Consider the following 19129-nt stretch of genomic DNA (forward strand, 5'->3'; position numbering starts at 1 on the left):
CATGTCCGCCGAAGTGCCGCTGTCGCGCAGCGTGCGGCTGAAGCGCGCATTGGGGCCGGAAGGCCAGCCGGCGAGAACGCCGCCAGAGCGCAGGGCTTCGCGGGATGCTCGCAGGCCGTTGAAATCATAAAGCCTGTCGTTGGATTTGCGGGTCAGCCCGTCCGGCCCATTGTCGACGTCGAGCAGGATTGCGTCGAAGCCTGCTTTGACTGAGTGGATCGCCTCTGCGACGTCGCCTTGATGGATTAAGACGCGCGGATCCTCGAGGCATCCCTTAAAAACCTCCGCCATTGGCCCTCGTGCCCAGGCGACCACGGCCGGAACCAGCTCAGCGACAACCACTTCGGCGTCCGCGGGTAGGACCGCGAGCGCTGCGCGCAAGGTGAAGCCCATGCCGAGGCCGCCGATGAGGACCTTCGGGCGTCTGTGGCCTTTGATGCGATCCCAGGAAAGCGTTGCAAGCGCTTCTTCAGATCCGCTGAGACGGCTGTTCATCAGTTCGTTCGAGCCGAGCATGATGGAGAATTCGCGGCCTCGCTGCTTCAGGCGCAATTCTCCGCCGTCCCCGGGGATGATCGTGGAGTCGAGCTGTATCCAAGGTAGCATTGCGGCAAGGCCTCACGGAAATTCGTGGTCTCCACTAACACGAAATGCATGCCAGCGAGATAGAAATTGGCGTGGCGGCTTTGCTGCGCCCTCGGTTGTCCTATTGCGGGCACGCCTGGCCATAGCGGCTTGTCTTGCCTGCAACGCCGCGTTTGGGCGGTGGGCAGCGCCTGACATCAGTCGGGCCGGTGTGGCGCGGTATGACGACATCAACACTGCCGGTTTCTACCGGATCAAGCGGAATGACGAGACCATTCGTCGTTGGGCTTTCCGGCGAGGTTCCGAGAGGAGGAGTGCCGTCAATGCGCCCGGTATAATCCGTGCCCATATTGGATTGCGCCAACACGGGACCGGCTATGCCGAGAAAGACAATCGAAGTCACCGCGAAAATCGTGCGCATGATCAAAATCCTTTCGAGCTGATCAACGCGGCAACAACGGCAAAGGCGGCCATTTGTTCCGGACCGTTCCGATCACATCGCAGAGAGCGCTTCGCCTTCTAGGCCAGCGGGTTTAGCGTGCTGCCCAATTGGCGCCGCGCCGGAAGATAGACTTCATCTGCGGCACGCCGAATTCCTTGGACTGATGGCCGAGCGAGGAATAGAAGACGCGGCCTTTTCCGTATTTCCGCTTCCAGACGACCGGCATTACCACGCCGTCAATCCAGTAGGCATGATCACCTGTGAACGTCGTCGTCGCGAGCACCTCGTTCGAGGGGTCGACATGCATGTAATATTGCTCCGACGTATAGGAAAAATCGCTGATCCCTTCCATGACCGGGTCGTCCGGCCGCGTGATATCTACCGTGTAGTCGATGATGTTGCCCGGATGGGCGACCCATTGGCCGCCGATGATGAACTGGTATTCGACGCACTCGCGGAAGCTGTCGCCAGCACCGCCGTGATAGCCGGCGATGCCGACGCCGTTTTCGATCGCAGCAGCGAGATTCTTGATCTCTTCCTTTTCGATCTTCGACATGGTGACGATTGGCACGACGAGGCTCATATCATGCACCGACGGATCGGCGAAGGCTTCGGTGCTGTGCTCGACATAGACCTTGAAGCCGTCCTCCTGAAGCATGTCCTTGATGATGGCAGCGCATTCCTGTGGCTCGTGGCCGCTCCAGCCGCCCCAGACAATCAGTGCTTCGCGCATGTTCTTTCCTCCTGAATACTACTTGCCCAACCGTCCATTGATAAGGGAATCCGACAGCGGCGCCGGGCGCTCCGTCTCTGTGGCGATCGTGACCGTGCGGCCGGTTTCGGAGGCCGCGTGAAACGCCTCCATGACTTCGAGAACGTGCAGCGCGAGGCTGCCGTTTGCCCGGTGCGGGCGATTGGAACGGATGGCATGTGCAAGATCTGCAACGCCGAGCGAGCGGTAGTTGCCGTCTGCGTAAGGCGCAGTCAGTTCCTGCGGTTCGAAGCTTCCGCCCTTTTTCAGAAGCTGCACCTCGCCGCCGAAATGGTTGGGGTCCGGAACGATCAGCGTGCCTTCCGTGCCATAGAGTTCAAGCGGCACGTGCTTGTGCCCGGCGACGTCGAAACTCATGCCAATCTGAACGACCGCCCCGTTGGCAAAGGCCATGATGCCGACGACATGGGTTGGCACGTGCACGGGAATATGCTCGCCGCTGTGCGGCTCGCTGGTGATGATACGCTCCTTGCGGGGCGCAATCGCAAAGCCCGCGACCTGCGCTACCGGTCCGAAGAGATTGAGGAGATCGGTGATGTAATAAGGTCCCATGTCGAGCATCGGCCCGCCGCCGACCTCGTAGTAGAAGGCCGGGTTCGGGTGCCATCGTTCGTGGCCGGGGCACATGAAGGTGGCCGTGCCGCCGACCGGCTGGCCGATCACGCCCTTGTCGATCAGGGCACGCGCCGTCTGATGCCCGCCGCCGAGGAAGGTATCGGGTGCCGCGCCGATGCGAAGGTTTTTCGCTTTCGCGGCTTCAGCGAGCTTTTTCCCTTCCACGAAACTAATTCCGAGCGGCTTTTCCGAATACGTGTGTTTTCCTGCTTCAAGTGCCTGCAGGCCGACTGCCACATGCGCTTTCGGTATTGTTAGGTTGACAATGACTTCGATCTTTGGATCAGCAAGGAGCTCGTCGATGTTTTTCGCCGGGACGTTGAATTCGGCGGCTTTTGCCTCCGCCAGCGATCGGTTGAGATCGGCGATGCCGCGGATATCGAGGATCGGGAAAGAGGCCATGGCCTTGAGGTATGCGCCTGAAATATTGCCGCATCCGATGATGCCGATGCCGACTCTCTCCATGATTTCCTCCCAATCGATTTTACAGTTACAGCTTTTACAGTGCCGGCCCCGTCGTGTTCCAAGGAGACTCGTAGAGTTCGTAAAGGGCAACGGCTGCCGCACCTTGCGCCCAGAAATCGTCTGTGGAGTCGTCGAAGATGAGTTCGGTGACGCCCTTTAAGGATGGTGGGATCGCAAGTGCATAGGCATCGCGCAGGCTGTTCAGAAAGGGCTCGCCGAGCGCCAGGCTGGAACCGACGAGGATCACACGCGGCGGGGCAAAGAGCGTGACGATGTTGGCAATCGTCAGCCCGACGGCCTCGCCGGCGCGGACGGCGGCGCCGATGAGGACATTGTCCTCCGCCTTGATCAGCGCCTGAGCATGGGCCATGCCGCGGCCGAGACGGATTGCTTCCGCAAAACGCCCGTCGGCCTGCTGTTCGCCAAGGATTGCACTTTCGCCAGCCCGGCTCGACAGCCGCACGGTGCCCTGCGACCCCGTGCCGAGCACGAGATCGCCGAGATTGTGGCTGAGGCCGCCGGCACCGCGGAAGAGTTGATTGCCATGCAGCACGCCAAGCCCGAGCGTCTGTTCCAGGGAGATCAACACCATATCCTCGAGATCTCGCGCCTTGCCGAACCAGTGATGAGCAAGGGTGATTGCATGGGCATCGCTTTCTATGATGGTCGACGTCCCAAGCCGCGCAGTCATCTCCGAGGCGAAATCGACATTCGTATCCCGAAAGATGGGGCTGCTGCGAACATGGCCAGTGCGATGCTCGATAACGCCCGGAAGCCCAAGGCAAACGGTATCGACATCTTCCAGCGACAAGCCGGCATCCACGACGCAGCGGCGCACGCCATCCTCCACCAGGTCGGCGATGACTGTGATCGGCTGCCGGTCGATGCGGATAGGCAGGGTGAGTTTCGAAAGCACGTCTCCGCGGAAATCGGTGAGGACGAAAACGAGCCGGCTTGCGGCAATTTTGGCACCGACGACGCGCGCGGCATCCGGGTTCAATTCCAGCATCACACGGGGACGGCCGCGAGCCCCCTCGTTGCGGATATCGCCTTCGTGGCGCGGCAAAATGAGCCCGTCATCGAGAAGCGAGGCGGTAATTGCCGATACCGTCGTGGTCGAAAGTTCGGTGCGTTCGCTGATCTCTACACGTGCGATCGGTCCGTGGCGGCGGATCGTGTCCAGCACGTTCAAGCGATTGATCGCGCGCATTAATTCAGGATCTGCGGTCTTCATGAAAACTAGCCGGGCAATCGCTTTGCTTCAGGGCTCAGCCCCGATTATTTTCGACGGGATACGAATTAAATAACAAACAGTTTGCGGATGCTGTCAAGCAGATTTGCCAAAAATTTGCTCTATCGGGTTGACATCAGTCAGAGCTGCGTTGAATTATTCCGCATAGGGGAAAAATTAGTGAGGACGTTGGCCCCCGGGAGGAAAATCCATGACGTATATTCGCACGAATGCTGCTCTTCGCGCCAAGCGCATCGCATTTCTGGCCGCTGCCGCAGGCATTTCCGTGATGCTCGGAGCCGGTGCAGCCTGCGCAACAACGGTCGTAAAGTGGCTGCATCTGGAGCTCGATCCAGCTTACGTGGCCAAGTGGGAGGAAATTGCCAAGGCTTATGAAGAAAAGCACCCGGATGTCGACATCCAGATGCAGTTTCTCGAAAACGAGGCATTCAAGGCAAAATTGCCGACGCTTCTCCAGTCCGACGATTTACCGGACTTCTTTTTCAGCTGGGGCGGGGGCGTCCTCAAACAACAATCTGAGACCGGTGCGCTTCAGGATGTGACAGCCGCGCTCAATGCGGATGGCGGCAAGCTGCGCAATGCCTATAGCGCCGCCTCTGTCAGTGGTCTGACCTTTGACGGCAAGGTCTGGGCAATGCCATACAAGGTCGGACTCGTCAGCTTCTTCTACAATAAGGAGCTCTTTGCAAAGGCTGGCGTGAAGGCCGAGGATATCAAGACCTGGGCCAGCTTTCTCGAAGCCGTGAAAAAGCTCAAGGACGCCGGCATCGTGCCGATCGCAGGTGGCGGCGGCGAAAAATGGCCGATCCACTTCTATTGGAGCTATCTCGTCATGCGCGAAGGCGGAGAAAAGGTCTTCGATGCTGCCAAGAAAGGCGAGGGCGAAGGCTTCTTGGATCCGGCGATCATCAAAGCCGGTGAGGATCTTGCCGAACTCGGGCAGCTTGAACCCTTCCAGCCTGGCTATCTGGGTGCGACCTGGCCGCAAACGCTGGGCGTCTTCGGCGATGGTAAGGCCGCTATGATCCTCGGTTTTGAGAATACCGAAGCCAATCAGCGCAAGAATGCCGGTGACGGAAAGGGACTTTCGCCGGAAAACATCGGCCGCTTTAACTTCCCGGCCGTAGAAGGCGGCGCCGGTAAGGTAACCGATACTCTGGGTGGTTTGAACGGCTGGGCGGTAACCAAGAAGGCTTCCAAGGAAGCAATCGATTTTCTCGCCTTCCTGACGAATGCAGAAAACGAAAGATCCATGGCCAAAGCCGCGATGCTTCTGCCGGTGGCCGTCGGCGCCGATGATGGTGTGACGAATTCGCTTCTGGCTCAATCCGCCAAGCAACTCGCCGCCTCGACCTGGCACCAGAACTATTTCGATCAGGATCTCGGCGCTGCCGTTGGCCGTGTCGTCAATGACGTCTCCGTTGAAATCGTCTCCGGCCAGATGAGTTCGCAGGATGGCGCCCAGCAGATCCAGGACGCCTTCGAACTGGAGCAATAACCCCTCCGCTTCCTTTGTCCCGGCGCCTTCTCAACAGGTGCCGGGATCGAACCAGGCGCATGCGAAGGCAAGACAAATGGCGAATATTTCCATTTCATCGGCGATCGGTGCGGCAAGACCGGTCAGGAGCGCGACCAGAAACCGCAGTTCGGCCGCGCATGACCGCTGGGCCGTACTTCTGCTCTTTCTGCCGCCGGCTCTGCTGCTTTTTACGCTCTTCGTCATCATGCCGATGGGCGAGGCGGCCTGGTACAGCCTCTATAAGTGGAACGGCTACGGCATGCCGACGGAGTTCATCGCGCTCCGCAACTTCCAAGTCCTCTTGCGCAACGCCGCCTTCACACAGGCGCTTGTCAATAATGGGCTCATTATTCTGATATCCATCGCCATCCAGGTTCCGCTGGCGATCTGGCTGTCGACGATGCTGGCCCACCGTATCCCCGGCGTCGTCGCCTTCCGCTTGATCTTCTTTCTCCCCTACGTTCTTGCCGATGTCGCAGCTGGCCTGATCTGGCGCTTCGTCTATGACGGCGACTACGGGCTCTTTGCCGCAATCTCGAACTTCTTCGGTTTCGCGACCCCCTATGTGCTCGCCGACAAGGATCTCGCCATCTACGCAGTGCTTGCCGTTATCGTCTGGAAGTATTTCGGCTTTCACATGATGCTCTTCATCGCCGGCCTGCAATCGGTCGACAAAAATGTGCTCGAAGCAGCTGAGATCGACGGGGCGACAGGCTGGCAGAAGTTCCGCTATGTGACACTGCCACTGCTTGGATCCACGCTGCGCCTTTCCATCTTCTTTGCGGTCATCGGTTCGCTGCAGCTCTTCGACATGATCATGCCGCTGACAGGCGGCGGGCCATCGAATTCGACGCAGACGATGGTGACTTTCCTTTACACCTACGGGGTCATGCGCATGCAGGTTGGTCTCGGCAGCGCCGTCGGTGTCGTCCTCTTCATCATCTGCATGTCACTCGCCTTCGGCTACAAGAGGATTTTCATGCGCAATGATTGATACGAGCTCCACCATTCGCATGCCGCTGCAGACGCGCGTTTATCTCTACGTGTCGCTGACGTTGATTGCGGCGCTGGTTCTCATACCGTTGCTGACGACGGCGCTCGGCGGTTTCAAGACGCTGGGCGACCTGCGCACCAATCCCTTTGGGCTCCCTACAGAGTGGCAATGGTCGAACTATACCGATATCCTCTTCGCGGAGCGATACTGGCTGCAGATCTTCAATTCGTTGGTAATTGCAGCGCTCACGGTCTCTCTCACGCTGATCGTCTCGTCGATGGCCGCCTTCACCTTTGCGCATGTCCGTTTCTTCGGCTCGTCGTTCCTGCTGAACTATTTCCTGCTCGGCCTGATGTTTCCGGCAGCAACGGCGATCCTGCCGCTCTTCATCCGCATCCGCGATCTGGGTCTTCTCGATACCTATTGGGGCGTGGTGCTGCCGCAGGTCGCATTCGGCCTCGGCATGAGCATTCTGCTTTTCAGGAATTATTTCAAAAACCTCCCGGAAGAATTGTTCCAGGCGGCCTTTGTCGACGGTTGCGGCTATCTGCGCTTCTTCTGGTACATCTCGCTACCGCTTGCGCGGCCGATCATTGCAACCATCAGCATCATCTCCTTCGTTGGCAGCTGGAACAGTTATATCCTGCCGCTGATCATGCTGAATTCGGAATCGAAATATCCGTGGCCGCTCGGCATCATGGTCTATCGCGGCGAGTATGGCACCGAATGGCAGCTGGTGCTCGCCTTCATCACGCTTACCATCCTGCCGACGGTGATCGTGTTCTTCGTGGCCCAAAAGCATATCATCGCCGGTCTGACCGCTGGCGCCGTGAAGACCTAAGCAGACCCGTGCATCATGGCCAGAGCTGATGAAAATGCTGAACCGGACCATGGCCCGAACCGACGCTGAGCGTGCCGGCTTTGGCAACGGCGGCAGCCAGGTAATCTTTGGCTGTCGCGACCGCGGCCTCGAGCGATCCGCCCTTTGCGAGCTCTGCTGCAAGCGCGCTCGAAAGCGTGCAGCCGGTGCCGTGCGTGTTCTTGGTCGGAACGCGTGGCGCTTCAAACCAGGTAATCCCGCTTTCGCTTACCAGGACGTCAGGGCTTTGCATCCCGCCAAGATGGCCACCCTTTACGAGAACGGCAGAGGGACCGAGCCCACGCAGCTTTTCCGCTTGCCGCTCCATTGCATCTCGGGTCCCTGCAACCGGCTCTCCGAGCAGAGCGGCGGCTTCTGGCAGATTGGGGGTAAGAAGAGTTGCGAGCGGCAAAAGCCGGGTCTTGAGAAAATCGATGGCTTCAACATCTAGGAGGGCAGCACCTCCTTTGGCAATCATCACCGGATCGAGCACGATCGGTATGCCGCAGTGCGGCAAGAGCGCATTGGCGACAGCTTCGGCAATCGGTGCATTGGCGATCATGCCGATCTTCACCGCATCGACGCGGATATCGGCGAAGATCATGCCGATCTGCTCGGCGACGAAGTCAGCGGGAACTGCATGCACGCTGGAAACGCCCTGGGTATTCTGAGCCGTCAAGGCGGTCAAAACGGCCATGCCATAGGTGGCGCGCGCCGAACAGGTTTTCAAATCGGCCTGGACGCCCGCGCCGCCCGAAGGGTCGGAGCCGGCAATGGAAAGAACGTTACATATCATGCGCGTGCCTTTCGGATTGCGTCAGTCATGGTCGCGAGCTGCACAAGCGCGTCAACGAAACGCCTGAAATGGATCCAGACCCGATATTCATCGCGACGTAGTCGGTGATGATTGCACGAGCAGCGGCGTCGCGCCCCTGGCAGCGAGTGTCCGGGTGAACTTCGTATCGGCATCTGCCCCTTTCCGGCGGGGCAAATGCGCGGGGAGCCGGACTGAACAAGGCTCCGAGCGACTCCCTCCGCCAGCATTATCCGGTTCAGGTTCGAAGGGTACTTCTCAGCCCGTCTTGCAACGAACGCCCCTGTCTCTCATCGCGGTCTTCATTGCAGACAAATCTCTGTCTGTCACCCCTAAAAAAAGCATGGCTGTATTGCCTGACGTCAGATCCCGCTACCAACATCTGCGCTTTGAGAGCCTTATGAGCGAAGGCGGGAATAACGACGTTTTCATGCCGCTCTTGTATTTCGGCAAGCGGCGGAGTTGAAAGCTTCGATGACGGGATGACGAGAACGAACCCCTCAATGCTGCGATACTTGTTGGGACGCTCCGGCGCGTTCGGCCGGAATGCACACCCACTCGGGGCGACTGCGATCATGAATTGCGTAATCGTTTTCGCTAAATATCCTGGCTACATCGTCAAAATTCTCGGTAACTTCCACCACTATAAGTGGCCTTATATTCGCCAGACAGTGCGAACTGCCGAGAAGCACACGGTGTTCGGCACCCTCCACATCTATCTTCAGCAGCGCCGGACGAAGGCCCGTCTCTTCCAAGAACGTGTCAAGCTGCATCATCTCGACCGTGACGGATTCCATCAGCGCATCGCTGAACGCATTTTCTCGGTTTTGTTCAAAATTTTTATAGTTTTTGTCCAATGAATTGTTCTGGCCCGATAGGCCTTCTATCCAGAATTCCACGGGGCCATCGAGATCTCCACACGCGGCCTCAACGATTTTAATGTTCGCAAAGCGCTCTGTATTGGTTCGAAGATATGGCAAATTGTTGGGCCCAGGTTCGAAAACGATAACAGTACCGTCATTGCCAACAATCTTTGCTAAATGAACCGAAAGATAGCCGATATGGCCGCCCAGCTCGACAACGATATCTCCGGGCTTTGCAAGCTCGGCGAGCGTCTTCATGATATGCTTCTCGCGGTGCTTCCCTTTGAACCAATATCCCCGATGTCTATACAGGTTTAATCTTATGGGCGCATCGCGCCACCAATGATGGCGCACGGTAATATCGCGCGTTCCCCAAGTGCGAAGGAAATGTAGTGCAACTCGCCGCAGAGGACGGTATCTCGCCAGACTTCGCAGCGGCATCGTACGGTCTCCGATCGAAGATGATTGAAGGACAAGCTCTCCAAGCTTGGAAGTTACTTCACTTTTTTGCGTTTTAGAATACCTTAAACAGACGGAGGCGTTGGCGATGAGCTTAAATGACGTTACATCGGCTGATAAAATCGATGAACGTGCAAAGGGGCATGGACAACCTTCGGTCGCGACAATTTCGCAATCTTTGGAATTATATGCATTCTTTGCTGCTATATTTCTATGCTCGATGAATTATTTTAGAAGTGACTACATTTATTTCACGCTTGCAGATCTGTCTTTTTTTCTTTGCTTTTCCCTCGCTGTTGCGAATGCGAATATTGTCGTCGATGTAATTGGCAAGCTGAGCACGGCCGCCTGGTGTTTTGGGCTTGCCTTGCTGCTTTTGGGATTGACAGCAAGCAGCATCGTAAGCCCCGCGCCGGAACGGGGACTCGTGGTCGTCCTGCAGTATTTCTACGCGTACTTTATTGTGCTGCTTTTGTTTGGTGGAAGGAGCTATGACGAGCTCTTAGTGGCCGCAAAGATTTATGTCTTTTCGATATTTATAATTTGTATACACGGTATTTTTCTCATTCATGTTCTCGGAGAGACAAATACGCAGTTCGTCACCGGGAGCGGACGCTTTAACGGATTGATGGAAAGAGAAAATGCGTGCGCCGCCGTTATTGCGCTCGCAATTCAGGTCCTGCTTCTGCTCGTTTCCTTAAGAAAATTAAACAGGTTGCTCGCGCTTTGCGCGTTTATAGTCATGACCTACGGTCTTCTTCTGACTGGCTCTAATACCGGGCTTATTGGCTGCGGGATAGGCATTGCGATCTTTCTCTTGTTCAATCTTACGTGGAGAACGGTTGTGCCTGCCGCCGCTCTCTGCCTCTGCATTCCACTTGTCGCGATTACACCGTTGCGCGACTATCTGCCGGACGTTTTCCAAAAACGCGTGCTTACCGCTGTCGATACAGGAGACATCAGCCAGGCGGGAACGTTTGGTCGTCGCTTTGAGCTCATACAGGAGGCGGCCGGTCAAACGGGCTCCACGCTTTTGCTCGGGATTGGAGCGGATCAGTACCGAGTGAGCAGCGCCGTACAGAGGCCCGTACACAATATCTACCTGCTTCTTTGGACGGAGGGGGGCCTCATCGCGGCCCTTGGCTTTGCCGTCATGGTGATCAGCCTCTTGGGACCGGCGCTTGCGGCTAGTCGCATCAAGAACGGCCTTCCGTTCGCGATCTGCATCTTTGCGACAGTTGCGGCGTTTTTGGCTATGGGCAACGCAATGACTCATATGTATGGACGTTTTTGGCCGGTTCCGCTGCTTATTCCTGCCGTTCTAGCGCAGGCCTTTGTGAAACGATCGCAAGCGTAGTCCCTTGGGAGGGGTCGTGATTGTAAATTATGGCGCAGTGCGGAGCGTCGCGAGGCACGCGTCGAGATCAAGTAGACTGGTTATCACCGCATCGGGTCTCTGGTCAGGCTTGGTGGCGGATGCCATGTGGATGCGGCCGATCCGGGCAATCTGGATCGTCCTCCATCCCAGACGCCGCGGAGCGATAAAATCCTTGGCGGGATTGTCAGCTACGTAAACCAGCTCCGCGCACGGCACTCCTGACCATTCTTGGATAGCCTCGAACGCCCGCGGATGCGGTTTCCAAAACTTTGGGCCCCAGACATCTGTATAAATGATGTGGTCTAGAATCTCCTCAAGGCCCAGCGCCTTGACCTTTGCCATTTGTGTTGCTGCGTAGCCGTCGGTTATGAGGGCCAGGCGCGCCTTCCTCGCAGGATTGCAAAGATATTCCAAAGCATCGGGGGCCAACGCTATGCGTGGATGATGTTGCCGGTAAACTTCAATTAGCTTTGCAGTCAACGTCCGGTCCCCGGCCATGCCTGCAGCGGCGAGCGCTTCGTCGAACACGCGTGAGCGTCTGCCCGTAGCAAAGATTGCGTGGCAATGATCAGCGAAATTCGCAACGCCCATTTCTCGATCCAGCCACGCGGACGCGGCCTCGAAACCACTCTTGGCAAAGTCGCTTTCGAGATAGAGTGTGTCATCCAGATCGAAGACTAGAACACCACCTCGTGGTTCACACATCTTCACCATCCACGAAGATCGCTTCGTCGTAACGCAGCATCAACACGCCCGAATGCCAGTTGTCATGACAGCTTGCAGGTAAGCCCGAGACTTCCTCGAGCAGCCATTTTGCAAAATGCGCGCCCGCATGATCAGCCAGAGGATAGCCTCCTCCGAACCGTGCGTTGATCTCGATCACTTTGGGGCCGACAGCGCCGTCGTCCATAATCTGAAAGCAGAACGCACCCCTGAGGCCCGGCAGCGCAGCGACGATATCATGCGCGATGCGGGAATGTCGCGGCTGGCGCTCGGTGATGCCTTTTTCGACCTCGCCGGCTCTGACACGAACGCGACGATGTGTAATGGCTGTCTGTAGTCTGCCGCGCACGTCGACAAAGCCGTTGACCGTGTATTCCGCGCCGGTCAGATTTTCTTGCACAATCATCGGTTCGGTGACCTTGGCGGGCAGCTCATCTCTCGAACCGGCGACGCTGATCGCGCGGCTGGCGCTTCCAGACCGCGGCTTTACAAATACCGGCCAAGACCATTCGCTGGTCGCGGCGAACTGCTCAAGTGCGATGGTGCGCGGGACGGGGACTCCCGCCGCCTCAAGCACAGTCATCGTTTCAAGCTTGTCGCGAACGATGTCGACCACCGCCGGTTGGCTGACATGAACGCGACAGCCAAGTGCCGCAAAATCGTCCATCGCCCCTGCGAGAGCCGGGAGTTCGGGATCGATCGTTGGAACGATCAGATCGATTTTTTCACGCGATACAATTTCTTGCAGCGCTGAAACGAAGCCCGGATCGTCACAGGCTGGGACAGCATAGCTCGTATCGGCGCATCGGCAGGCCGGGCTCATTCTTGGATCGAGATCACATGCCACCACCGTCAGGGATATGCCGATCTCTTTCGCCGCCCTGCGAAAGCAGTCGATGAGAGCGACCCGTCGACCGGCGGATGAAACGAGGATCTTGATCGCTGCTGACGTCATCCCGTATCCCTTTAGGCGTCTGAAGCGGCGACGGCTTTTCCAGACTGAACTATGCTTATTGCGATCAAGCCTTGAGCGAGGACACGGACCGCAAATGGCTATGCGTCCGCAGCCGCGATGTTTGAGGACGCCAAGCGCTGACATCAACACAATTGCCGTCGCCACACATGACGAGAAAACCGGTGGCGCTGACCGTTTGAATTTGTCCCGGAAGGCCTATGTAGCGATCCGGGTTGGGGAATAGATCGGCTGCATCGATATATATCCTCTCGCTTCCAGAATGGGTAAAAGCGCCGGGGTAGGGGTCTCCGACCGCACGTATGAAGCGCGTGATGTCAGCGGCTGGCAGGCGCCAGTCAATCAAGCCGTCTTCAGGCCGGCGCCTCGCGCAATAAGAGGCCTTTTCATCATCCTGAGGGATCCTTGGCGCGTTGCCGGACTCGACCATCCTGACGGCCTGGGGGACCATTTCTCGAATATTCAGCAGATGCTTTTCGTATAGACTGCGGGCGGTATCATTATCGGCTATGTCAAAGAGGCGCTGAAGCAGGATCGGTCCCGAATCCACGCCGTCATCAAGCCAGAAAAGGGTCGATCCCGTCGTCTTTTCGGAGCGAAGAATGGTCCAAGGTATTACCCCCCGCCCCCTTAGTCGTGGAAGGGCGGCGGGATGAAAGCCGATCGTTCCGATGCTTGCAAGCTCGCGAAATGGGCGCCCGCACATTTGGGACCATCCGACGACTAGGGTCACATCCGGACCGATACTGGCAATCTTCGCCAGGGTCTCCGCAGAGTTCACATTCGTCGTATAAAAGAACGAAATGCCGCTCGCGCGGCCCATTGAACTGAGATCGGCAAAATCCGAGTGACGATCAGCAGCGGTTGGCGGCAGGGTTACGACAAGCGCTGGCGGTCGCTCAGAGGATACGAGCGCTGCAAGGGCGACTTTTGAACCTTCCACTGCTCCGACGAGAACGATCCGCATTCTGGGGCCACGACATCGAGTTATGCCGAGCGAGGCTACGGGCTCGGTCATGTTATATCAAGCAAGGCTTGCCTTCACGGGAGGCTCTTTAGAAGGTATAAAAACACGAGCACGCAATTCCTGTCCAGAGGCCTTGCGGGCGCTGTCGTCTTGCCACGCGCTGAGGGGCACTATGGCCAAGGCAGATGTCATGCATGTCATTACCAATTTCACAGCGCATGCGGGCGCTGAGACAATGCTGGCACGGCTGCTGCATGCCTCAGTCGACCAGCGTATAGTGGTTGTTTCGCTCATGGGGATTTCGGAGCGAAATCTTAAGATTTCGAGCAATCCCCGTGTGGAGTACGTATCGCTCGAAGCCACAAAATTGACGTCTCTCGCACACGCCTCGCTGAAACTTGCCAAACTCATCAGGCAGGAGAGGCCACCCGTCATATTGTGCTGGATGTATCATGCGATGATTGTTGGCACGGTCGCGGCCTTGCTGGCACATCGCAGCACTGCAGTGATCTGGAACGTGCGTCAGTCGTTGGACGATTGGACGTCTTTGACCCGGAGTTCACGCGCCGCTGTGACTTTGGCAAAGTGGCTATCCTGGCATCCGGCGGGTTTCGTCTTCAATTCAGCGAGGGCGCTCAAAATGCATGCGGCGGCTGGTTATCGAACGCACAATGCCGTGGTCATACCGAACGGCTTTGAGCTGCCGCAATCCGTGACCCCTCAACCTCGATCGGCCAAGCGGATCGGGATTGCAGCGCGCTTCCATCCGCAGAAGGATTACCCGACATTCTTCAGGGCCGCGGCTCGCCTTCTTCAAACGCATGAGGGACTGACATTCGTGGCTGCGGGAAGTGGCCTGTCCTGGAGCAATCCAGCCGTCTCACAGATGATCTTGTCCGCAGGCTTGGCGCCAGAAAATGTCCAGCTCTTGGACGAAGTCGAGGACATGGCAGCTTTCTATCGATCGATCGACATTCTCGCGCTGTCTTCGAGAACAGAAGGCTTTCCAAACGTCCTGGCGGAGGCGATGAGCTATGCGCTACCTGTTGTTACGACTGATGTGGGTGACGCTGCAAGTATCATCGGCGACGGCGGCCTGGCAGTTCCCTCCCAGGATCCGGACGCGCTGGCCGCGGCGATACGAACTCTTCTTGACGGTGGAACTGCTCGATATGCTGAATATGCGGGGGCGGCACGACGGCGCATCGAAGAAGAGTACGACTTGGGCGTAATAGTACGAAAATACGATTATTTTCTGAACCAATGCAAGGCAGCAGTTAAAAGAGAAAATAACATCGCTCCGTAAGACCGCATAATCGGGTTGAGGCGAACTCCGTCGTTCTTTATTGGCAAGCTTGCTATTTTTAAGCAATATTTGTCAGACGTCTTTCAATGCCCGAAAGCCCGGTATTGGATATGAGTTGGAACCTCATGTGTAACGGTTTCGACGCTTCGAGGTGGCTGGCGATGTTGAAACGGCTGTTCGATGTGCTGTTTTCCGTTACCGCAGGACTATTGGCACTGCCAGTCCTTATCATCTTGGCTATTGCTGTAAGAATCGTTCTCGGTTCTCCCATCATGTTCAGCCAGGAGAGAGCTGGCAAAGAGCGTCGACCATTCAGGATGAAGAAGTTCCGGTCAATGACCACCGCTGTGGATCCTGATGGGAAGCTCTTGAGCGACGACGAACGCACTGGAAAATTCGGCGGGCTGTTGCGACGTTCCCGGCTGGATGAACTGCCCGAATTGTGGAGTATCGTCATTGGTGACATGAGCGTCATAGGGCCAAGGCCGATACTGTTGGAAAAAATACATGCCCTTGGCGAGCGCGGGATCTTGCGGTGTTCAGTGAGGCCCGGACTAACCGGCTGGGCACAGGTAAATGGGAACACCAAGCTCACTGACGATGAAAAGGTTGATCTGGATATCTGGTATATCGAGAACCGCACATGCCTAATGGATGCCGAGATAATCGCTAAGACCGTTTTGGTTATGATTTTCGGCGAAAGACGGAACGAGAAACGCCTTGCTGCGGCCGTTCTTGCTGCGAGCAGTCGCGATACGCTCCGTAAGGGACCAAAGTAAAGCTCGTTTGAAGATCGACGAAGAACGCCCGGTCAAGCTGCCGAGCATTTATTGTGCTCGCAGGTAAAGGTGAATGTCCATTTGTCCCCAGGTATCGTCAACAGATCACCTGTCAGTGGTTCCTTTTACCATGACGCCAATATACTTATTCCTGCTTTTTACAACGAAGTATTTATGCTGAACAGTTTCTGAGAAATGGAAGAAAGCGAGATTGTCTTGAATGTCATCGGAGATAAAAACACCACCAGGCCTCAGAGCCTGCCAAAGGCGGCTGTAGCCAAACATTCTTCCTGAATAGCTTTTATCACTGTCGTAGTGACACATATCCAACGGATACAAGCGCCCTAGTGCCTTGCCTATCCCGCTGCGGTCGGCTTCTCGGATAAGTTCCCAATAAATGCGAAGGTATGGAGGAACCGCTGCCCCAACATGTTTTTCGCTTCCAAAACGCAGGTAGGGTCTATCAACGCTGATAAGCTTTCCCCCGCTTCGTTTGGAAACGCTCGCAAGAATAGCGAGACTGGAATCACCCAGGGCGACTCCCGTTTCAACAACTTGCTTGGCGTTCAACGATTCAGCCATGCTATAAAGGAAGGACATATCGGCCCCACCCCCAATGTATTGGGGGGCGACACTTCGGGCCTTAGCTATTAGGCGCGCCAGTTCAGGCTGCGCGTCCTCGAACGGGGTCCAAACAAATCCGGACATGACAGAAGGAAGGCGATCACATTCAATTGCCTCTGTTGCACAACGAGCTTTCGCGAGGTGGCCAGTTGCCTCACCTTCAGCGGGAAACAGCGTACGGGAAACCAGCGATGGGATGGTCGGCCACAATGATGGTCGCAAAGCATATCCGGCAACAGACTTAAACGCGGCCTTCATCATCTGCTCCTATTCAGGCCGAGCGTGCTGGCGAATGGGGTCACATTCTGTATATCGCAGGCCGCTGCAGACAAACGTTCCCGAGAGAACAGGACCATATTATTTATAGATTGCTAATATGCAAGTGGGCGGGTCGCGGTATTTCCTTTCAGCTGCAGTCTTTTGGACAGCCTGTTCGCGCCCTGTTTGACTTCGTAGCCGCGAGCCTGCCGTGGCTGGAGGCAACGGTAGGGGTCAGCTATGATCCTCCATTGAAGACGCGGCTCAGGAAAGATGTGCCACTGCTACCCGGACACCAAATGATCCCAGGTCGTGCTCGGATCTTGCAGCTCTTGCGCTTCGTACTCCGGTGTGACGAGAGCTTTCCGGCTTCGGCAGCATGGTCCGGCCTTTCACCAAGTGAGCATCAAATCACGTCAACGAATTTATATCTCGGCCACCTTGACACAATGGGCCGCGACGCCGATGAATTTCTAATGTGCGCCGGGGGTTAATTTGGATAATGCAACACGGCAATCAGAACGACTTGGGGCTGGTTGCAGCAATACCAGCGCGCAACACGACCGTTGACCTCTTAAGGGCAGTCAGCGTCCTTTGGATCGTTGGCGTCTGGCATCCGATAGGATATTCGCCAATCAGGGAAGTAGGCAAGAACGCCGTGACCTTGATGGTGACGGTCGCCGCTTTGGCGCTTTTTGTGCTTCTATCTGGCTACCTACAAGGAGGCCGCGGCCGCGATCTTTTCGACTTCTATAGGCGACGCTTTTGGAGGATTTACGTACCATTCGTTGGAGCTAGCCTGATATTCCTCGTGATGAATATCGGAGATCATCTTGCGCTGATTAAAGGCGTCTTCCTGGTGGCTATGTTGGATGAACCGGCAGCGGTTACGCTATGGTTCATCAATATGATTATGCTCTTCTACCTGTGTGCACCAGTGCTGCTCTGGATCAAACGGAGATCGCTGACGTTGTTGTTGATTGTAACGGTCATAATCCTATTGGGATTGCTGGCTGTCGACTGGCTCTGGGAGCGCCTGGACAATCGTTTGATGATCTACTTCCCCTGCTTCGTGGCTGGAATTGTTTTGTCTGGATCGGCTCCGCCCAAAGCGGTCTGGCCGGTAGTGCTTGTGACCGCAATCGCTTGTATCGCCACGCTTTCTGTGCCGATCGATGGGACAGATATTGTCCTTTTGCCTTGGGCTGTGCTCGCCTCGGTCTCCGCGTTTTGCTTAGCCACCCGGCGGCTTAACGACCTTTCGGATACGGCGACAATGTGGATTGAGCGGGCGGCCTATGCCAGCTTCTTCGCCTATCTTCTGCACCGTCCCGTATACAGGATCTTGGAAGCACTTTCGGCTGCAATTGAGCTTGATCCATTGATCCTAATTGTCGCGGTGGGGATTCCGACAACCGCTATCGCGGCGTACTTCCTGCAAAAAGGGTACGATCGCTTGCTCGCGTCCGCTAGAATGGCATAACATTTGGCTGCAACTGTTGCAGCGTGAAAGTCTGCTTGAAGGCCGCCTTTCTTTTCACGCCAAGCGTGACTTATAATGCGCTGATACCGCCAAGTCCGCAGGGTTGTCTCTGAGCCGCCAGCGCGCATTATATCCGCACACATCATAAGTGTTACAACGTCCAGAGAACGTGAGTCTTCAAACGAGAAACTCAATAAGAAGCAATCGGAAATTGCGGCGCGATTAAACGTTCCGAGAGTGTCCGGGCGTTTACTCGCGATAGAGGGGAAAGAGTAGCCGCCCACGAATTGAAAAACACGTTTTAATTGAATTCGCCTTGGGATTGCGAATATAATATTATCGCTTATGTATATAAAACTAAATGATTAATCAGTATATTAAAGTATTAATATCATTTAGCTTTAATATAATGTGGCTTTACAAAAAAAATTGCTGATGTACCGTCCTAGAACAAACAGAAGACTTGATTAAAACTGTCACGGAAACGTCACGGTACGCTTATGTTTTACCGGCTAAAGCCGGGATTCGCAAGGCATCGGAGTTTATCTTGCTATTCGCGTCGCGACAACGGCGCGCGTTGCAGTTGTACGGGGGATGCATGCATGGCTCGGGGTGACAAAGTCATCTCTGCTCACCGGCGGGAGATGGGTGCTAGACAGGACGAGGTGTTGGCGGCTTGGAAGGCCGCGGTTGGCTATGCCGATTCTGTGGTCAGCGCGGCGGTTCTTCTATCAAAAAAGACAGCCCGTTCTCACCTTCGCAAGGTTCGGCAGGCACCCTTGCTGTTTGCGACCGACCTCGTGTCCGCATGCTTCGCCCTGAGCTTCGCGTTCGTCGCGCGCTATGGACTGGAGCAGGTTCAGGCAAGTCCGGAGCTGATCGAAACGCTGTTATTTGCGGGTCCGCAGTATCTTGCGATTTGCATCGTGGTCTTTCCCATGGCCGGCCTTTATAGCCGCAATTGGCGGTACGGTTCGATCTCCGATCTCCGGACAATCC

At 56.1% G+C, this 19129-nt stretch carries 18 protein-coding genes, 2 pseudogenes and 1 riboswitch; of the genes and pseudogenes, 8 read left to right on the top strand and 12 right to left on the bottom strand.

The genetic code is table 11. From position 1 onward, the window contains the following. The 5 genes from C9413_RS10500 to C9413_RS10520 form a co-directional block, all read right to left on the bottom strand. On the bottom strand, positions 1-606 hold a 606-nt coding region (locus tag C9413_RS10500), incomplete at its 3' end, for a hypothetical protein (RefSeq protein ID WP_170250438.1). Between the two features lie 100 nt (positions 607-706). After that, complete coding sequence (locus C9413_RS10505) at positions 707-1006, bottom strand: hypothetical protein (protein ID WP_040116543.1); 300 nt, start codon at positions 1004-1006, stop codon at positions 707-709. 112 nt (positions 1007-1118) lie between these two features. Further along, positions 1119-1760 carry a ThuA domain-containing protein gene (locus tag C9413_RS10510; RefSeq protein ID WP_040115379.1) on the bottom strand — a complete coding sequence of 214 codons (642 nt, stop codon included), beginning with the start codon at positions 1758-1760 and terminating at the stop codon, positions 1119-1121. An 18-nt stretch (positions 1761-1778) separates the two neighbouring features. Then, on the bottom strand, positions 1779-2879 hold the full coding sequence (locus C9413_RS10515; protein ID WP_040115380.1) for a Gfo/Idh/MocA family oxidoreductase: 1101 nt from the start codon (positions 2877-2879) through the stop codon (positions 1779-1781). Between the two features lie 34 nt (positions 2880-2913). Next, a complete protein-coding gene (locus C9413_RS10520) occupies positions 2914-4113 on the bottom strand; it encodes an ROK family transcriptional regulator (RefSeq protein ID WP_040115381.1) in 1200 nt (399 codons plus the stop codon). Positions 4114-4321: 208 nt separating this feature from the next. Here C9413_RS10520 and C9413_RS10525 point away from each other — a divergent pair, with 208 nt between their 5' ends. The 3 genes from C9413_RS10525 (at position 4322) to C9413_RS10535 (ending at position 7485) form a co-directional block, all read left to right on the top strand. Beyond that, entirely contained in the window at positions 4322-5629 is a 1308-nt protein-coding gene (locus C9413_RS10525) for an extracellular solute-binding protein (protein WP_170250439.1), read from the top strand. Positions 5630-5705: 76 nt separating this feature from the next. Continuing rightward, positions 5706-6644, top strand: a complete 939-nt coding sequence (locus C9413_RS10530; RefSeq protein WP_040115383.1) for a sugar ABC transporter permease — start codon at positions 5706-5708, stop codon at positions 6642-6644. Continuing rightward, positions 6637-7485 carry a carbohydrate ABC transporter permease gene (locus tag C9413_RS10535; RefSeq protein WP_040115384.1) on the top strand — a complete coding sequence of 283 codons (849 nt, stop codon included), beginning with the start codon at positions 6637-6639 and terminating at the stop codon, positions 7483-7485. The genes C9413_RS10530 and C9413_RS10535 overlap by 8 nt, the downstream gene beginning before the upstream one ends. 13 nt (positions 7486-7498) lie before the next feature. Here the strand turns inward: C9413_RS10535 and thiD are convergent, their stop codons facing one another. Together thiD and C9413_RS10545 are read right to left on the bottom strand one after the other, a co-directional pair. Further along, the gene (gene thiD / locus C9413_RS10540) at positions 7499-8299 is read right to left on the bottom strand and encodes a bifunctional hydroxymethylpyrimidine kinase/phosphomethylpyrimidine kinase (protein ID WP_040115385.1); all 801 of its coding nucleotides are present in this window, start codon (positions 8297-8299) and stop codon (positions 7499-7501) included. A gap of 216 nt (positions 8300-8515) precedes the next feature. Next, a riboswitch (TPP riboswitch) is annotated at positions 8516-8612 on the bottom strand. 205 nt (positions 8613-8817) lie between these two features. Beyond that, entirely contained in the window at positions 8818-9621 is an 804-nt protein-coding gene (locus C9413_RS10545) for an FkbM family methyltransferase (protein ID WP_082046711.1), read from the bottom strand. A gap of 106 nt (positions 9622-9727) precedes the next feature. Between C9413_RS10545 and C9413_RS10550 the strand changes: the two genes are divergently transcribed. After that, positions 9728-10996, top strand: a complete 1269-nt coding sequence (locus C9413_RS10550) for an O-antigen ligase family protein (RefSeq protein ID WP_040115387.1) — start codon at positions 9728-9730, stop codon at positions 10994-10996. A 27-nt stretch (positions 10997-11023) separates the two neighbouring features. Here C9413_RS10550 and C9413_RS10555 read toward each other — a convergent pair whose 3' ends face one another. The 4 genes and pseudogenes from C9413_RS10555 to C9413_RS10565 all read right to left on the bottom strand — a co-directional run bounded on the left by C9413_RS10555 (position 11024) and on the right by C9413_RS10565 (position 13680). Further along, entirely contained in the window at positions 11024-11722 is a 699-nt protein-coding gene (locus tag C9413_RS10555) for an HAD family hydrolase (protein WP_052451781.1), read from the bottom strand. Further along, positions 11715-12356 carry an ATP-grasp domain-containing protein gene (locus tag C9413_RS33210; protein ID WP_348648769.1) on the bottom strand — a complete coding sequence of 214 codons (642 nt, stop codon included), beginning with the start codon at positions 12354-12356 and terminating at the stop codon, positions 11715-11717. Before C9413_RS33210 ends, C9413_RS10555 begins: the two co-directional genes overlap by 8 nt. 30 nt (positions 12357-12386) lie before the next feature. After that, positions 12387-12839 (bottom strand): annotated as a pseudogene (locus C9413_RS34440) (hypothetical protein); the annotation flags it as partial. Continuing rightward, positions 12760-13680 (bottom strand): methionyl-tRNA formyltransferase, encoded by a 921-nt coding sequence (locus C9413_RS10565; protein ID WP_063856019.1) that lies wholly within the window; start codon positions 13678-13680, stop codon positions 12760-12762. The pseudogene C9413_RS34440 and the gene C9413_RS10565, both read right to left, overlap by 80 nt. A 190-nt stretch (positions 13681-13870) precedes the next feature. On the opposite strand from C9413_RS10565, the gene C9413_RS10570 reads away from it, so the two are divergent. Both C9413_RS10570 and C9413_RS10575 read left to right on the top strand, forming a co-directional pair. Next, positions 13871-14986 (top strand): glycosyltransferase, encoded by a 1116-nt coding sequence (locus C9413_RS10570; protein ID WP_082046767.1) that lies wholly within the window; start codon positions 13871-13873, stop codon positions 14984-14986. A 161-nt stretch (positions 14987-15147) separates the two neighbouring features. Further along, complete coding sequence (locus C9413_RS10575) at positions 15148-15765, top strand: sugar transferase (protein ID WP_040116547.1); 618 nt, start codon at positions 15148-15150, stop codon at positions 15763-15765. 105 nt (positions 15766-15870) lie between these two features. Here C9413_RS10575 and C9413_RS10580 read toward each other — a convergent pair whose 3' ends face one another. Beyond that, entirely contained in the window at positions 15871-16647 is a 777-nt protein-coding gene (locus tag C9413_RS10580; RefSeq protein WP_166677424.1) for a class I SAM-dependent methyltransferase, read from the bottom strand. Positions 16648-17149: 502 nt separating this feature from the next. Here C9413_RS10580 and C9413_RS10585 point away from each other — a divergent pair. Further along, on the top strand, positions 17150-18130 hold the full coding sequence (locus C9413_RS10585; RefSeq protein WP_040115389.1) for an acyltransferase: 981 nt from the start codon (positions 17150-17152) through the stop codon (positions 18128-18130). Between the two features lie 602 nt (positions 18131-18732). After that, a pseudogene (locus C9413_RS10590) lies at positions 18733-19129 on the top strand (hypothetical protein); the annotation flags it as partial.

The organism is Rhizobium sp. SEMIA 4085, assembly GCF_013004495.1.
Lineage (GTDB): Bacteria > Pseudomonadota > Alphaproteobacteria > Rhizobiales > Rhizobiaceae > Rhizobium > Rhizobium gallicum.